The sequence below is a fragment of the Actinoplanes sp. TFC3 genome, from assembly GCF_001553785.1.
In the GTDB taxonomy this organism is placed as follows: Bacteria; Actinomycetota; Actinomycetes; order Mycobacteriales; family Micromonosporaceae; genus Actinoplanes.
On the sequence record NZ_LOJP01000001.1, the window covers coordinates 218,608 to 221,888 of the forward strand.

The window sequence follows — 3,281 nt, forward strand, 5'->3', positions numbered from 1 at the left end:
GCGCTGCGGGGGGCTTGGATCCGTTGCGGGCTGTGCGGGGGGCTTTTGGTGGTTCGTCGGCTGGGGATTGGCTGGCTGGGTTGTTTGCGGTTGCGCGGGAGGAGGTGCTGCAGACCGAGGAGGTTATTGGGCTGCTGGATGAGTTGTTGTCCGGCATGTCGGCCGAAGATTTCTTGATTGCGCTGCCTGCGTTGCGGCAGGCGTTCGAGTTCTTTCCGCCGCGGGAGCGCGAGACCATTGCGGAGCGGCTGCTGACCCGCCGGGGGCTGACCGGCAGCGGACGTTCCCTCTTGCGTGGCGGCGTCGACCCGGGTGTGGTGGCGGCCGGGATGCATCTCGACGAGCGCGTTAACGAGCTTTTGCGCCGAGAGGGGCTGCTCTCATGACCGATCCTGATCTGGAACGCTGGCGACTGGTGCTGGGCGAGCCCGCGGCGGCTGTGGGGGCGCTCGGTGCTGACGGGCTGGCCCGGGATGCTGCGTTGGACTGGCTGTACGGCCGCGATGGCGACAACGACCAGCGCGACGTGCGGCGCGGCGGCAACGAGGCCGCCAACCTGACCACTGTCGACTGGTTGAACGACATCAACCGGCTGTTCCCGCGCGAGACCATTGAGCGGTTGCAGCGTGATGCCGTCGAGCGTTACGAGATCACCGACATCGTCACCGACGCTGCGGTTCTGCAGACCATCGCACCAAACCCGGCGCTGCTGCGAGCCGTGCTGCAGACCAAGCACCTGATGAACCCCGAGGTCCTGCGGCTGGCCCGGCGCATTGTCGAAGCGGTGGTGCGTGACCTGATGGCGAAGATGGCCACTGAGGTGCGGGCGGCGTTTACCGGTACGCGGGCGCGGCGGCCCAGCCGGTGGAAGCAGGCTCGGGACTTCGACATGACCAAGACGCTTCGGGCGAACCTGGGTCACTACCAACCCGGCGAGCGGCGACTTTATGTGGAGACGCCGCATTTCTTTTCTCGTACCCGTAAGCATGTTGAGCAGTGGCAAGTAATCCTGCTGGTCGATCAGTCGGGGTCCATGGTCGACTCGGTGATTCACTCCGCGGTGACTGCGGCTTGCCTGTGGGGGCTGCCGGGGGTGCGCACGTATCTCGTGGCGTTCGACACCAGCGTGGTGGATCTGACCAGCGAGGTTGACGATCCGGTCGAACTGCTCATGAAGGTTCAGCTGGGTGGGGGCACCGACATTGCGAGTGCCGTGCGGTACGCGGCCACGCTCATCGAGCAGCCGCGGCGTGCGATCGTGGCATTGATCAGCGACTTCTACGAGGGCGGTTCGGTGTCGCTGCTCATCCGCACAGTGCGTGAGTTGGTCGAGCAGGGCACCAAGGTGCTCGGGCTCGCCGCCCTGGACCAGCAGGCCAACCCGGTCTTCGATCGTGACACCGCGCAACGCCTCGCAGACGTAGGCGCTTCGGTGGGCGCGATGACACCGGGTGAGCTGGCGGCTTTCGTGGCCGAGCAGGTGGGCCGATGAGAGCCGACCTGTGCGCGCTGACCGCGGCCACGCTCGCCGAGCTGACCAATCGGGGTCTGGTCAAGCGGGCGGCCCGGGAGCTCGAACGCGCCATGCCGGAGCTGACCGAGGACGACAATGGCACGGTACGCGCGGTGCACCCGGACGGTGTGACGACCGCGCTGCCGGTGGGTGGCCTGGAGCTGGGCACCTGTAGTTGCGGGGCGGCCGGGGTGTGCCGGCACATGGTGGCCGTTGTGCTGGCCTATCAGAGCTTCGGTGCGGCGGCGGTGGTCGAGGACGAGCCGGAAGTGTGGTCGCCGGGGACGTTCACCGACGACCAGGTGACCGCGCGGATCGGGGAGCGGGCGGTTGCTGCGGCGCGGCGGGTGGAGGCTTCGGGGTACGTCGCGCGGGTGCATCGACCGGGGGCCGGGGACCCGGTGCCCAGTGTGGAACTGCCGACGGCGACTGTGCGCTTTCTCGTACCGGATGACCTGGCCTTTGCTCGGACTGACGCCGTGGCGGGTGTGCGTGACGATGTGATCGCGCTGGCGGTGTGGGCCTTCCGTGTCGCCGATCGGCGGGCGCCCGACGAAGCGGACGTGCAGGTTCAAGTCGGTGGGAGCGCGGCGCCCACGGGTGGGCCGGGACTTGACAGTGCGGTGGCGTTGGCTGGGTTGGTGCTGCGTGAGGGGGCTGTGCACCTGGGGGCGGGGCTGGCTGCGGACGTTGCGGTGGTGCGGCGCGATCTGGAAAGTGCCCGGATGCGCTGGCCCCTGCTTGCGGTCGAGGATCTGGTTGCGCAGCTTCACGCGTACGGACACCGCAGCGCCCGGTACCGCCCGGAAGCGCTCGCCGACCACATCGCCGAACTGGTGGCCCGGCACCGAGCCGTCACCGGGGGTGGACCGTCGTTGCGATCCCGGGTGCTCGGCACCGATGAGGCCTCCGAAACGCCGCTGCGCAGGGCGCGACTCGACGGGCTGGGAGCCAGAGTCTCCGCGGTCGGCGACGAGAAGGTGGTCGACCTGTTCCTCGCGCACGCCGACAGCGCGACGGTTCTGGTGCTGCGCCGCGAGTACGAAACACCGGACACCGGCCCGCAACTGGCGGCGCGCCGGGTCGCCGGGGTGACCGTGGGAGCGCTCGCGGGCGGCGCAGTGGTCACCGAGTCGGCGGCCCGCAGCGCCAGTCGTACGGTCCGGTTGGGCACCCGCCGGCTCAGTCGCACCGAGGCCATGGCCACCCGCGGTTCCTGGCAGGACTTGCCGCGCACCCTGATCGCGGCTGACCTCACCGCCCTCGCCGCTGAGCTGGACGCGTTGCCCCCACGTCCGATTCGCGCCCGGGTCGAAGCGGAACTCGTCAGGGTCATCCCTGTCGCCGAGGTCCGCTCGATCAGCTATGCGCCGGGCGGCCAGCGCCTCGACGCGATGATCGCCGACGCCAGCGGGACGACGGCCGTCATCTCGGCGACGCATGTCTCCTGCGTACCGGGGCGTCTGGACGCGATGGCCGCCGCGCTCGAAGGCTCTGTGCGGTACGTGTCGGGCAGCGTGCGGCGCAGCGGGGGAGGCGTGGTCATCGACCCGATCGGGTTCGCGCTGGACGGCAGGGTGGTGGTTCCCGATTTGGCGCCGGCGGCCCGAGGGGTGATGGCCCCCGGGGCTGCGGCGGTGCAGGATCCGATCGGGCAGGCGTTGCATGACGCGTTGTCGCTGCTGGCGGAGGTTGCGCATCGGGGACTGCAGCATTTGCCGTCCACGATGGGAGGACGGTTGCGCGGGGCGGCTGGACGGCTGGGGGC

At 69.6% G+C, this 3,281-nt stretch carries 3 protein-coding genes; all 3 read left to right on the forward strand.

Translation table 11 applies throughout. The annotated features are described in order from the left end of the window. Positions 1-386 (forward strand): DUF5682 family protein (locus tag TFC3_RS00980; RefSeq protein WP_236717918.1); only part of this gene is annotated, 386 nt, incomplete at its 5' end. Continuing rightward, complete coding sequence (locus TFC3_RS00985; RefSeq protein ID WP_067494291.1) at positions 383-1,492, forward strand: VWA domain-containing protein; 1,110 nt, start codon at positions 383-385, stop codon at positions 1,490-1,492. The genes TFC3_RS00980 and TFC3_RS00985, both read left to right, overlap by 4 nt. Beyond that, on the forward strand, positions 1,489-3,281 hold a 1,793-nt coding region (locus tag TFC3_RS00990), incomplete at its 3' end, for an SWIM zinc finger family protein (RefSeq protein ID WP_067505675.1). The genes TFC3_RS00985 and TFC3_RS00990, both read left to right, overlap by 4 nt.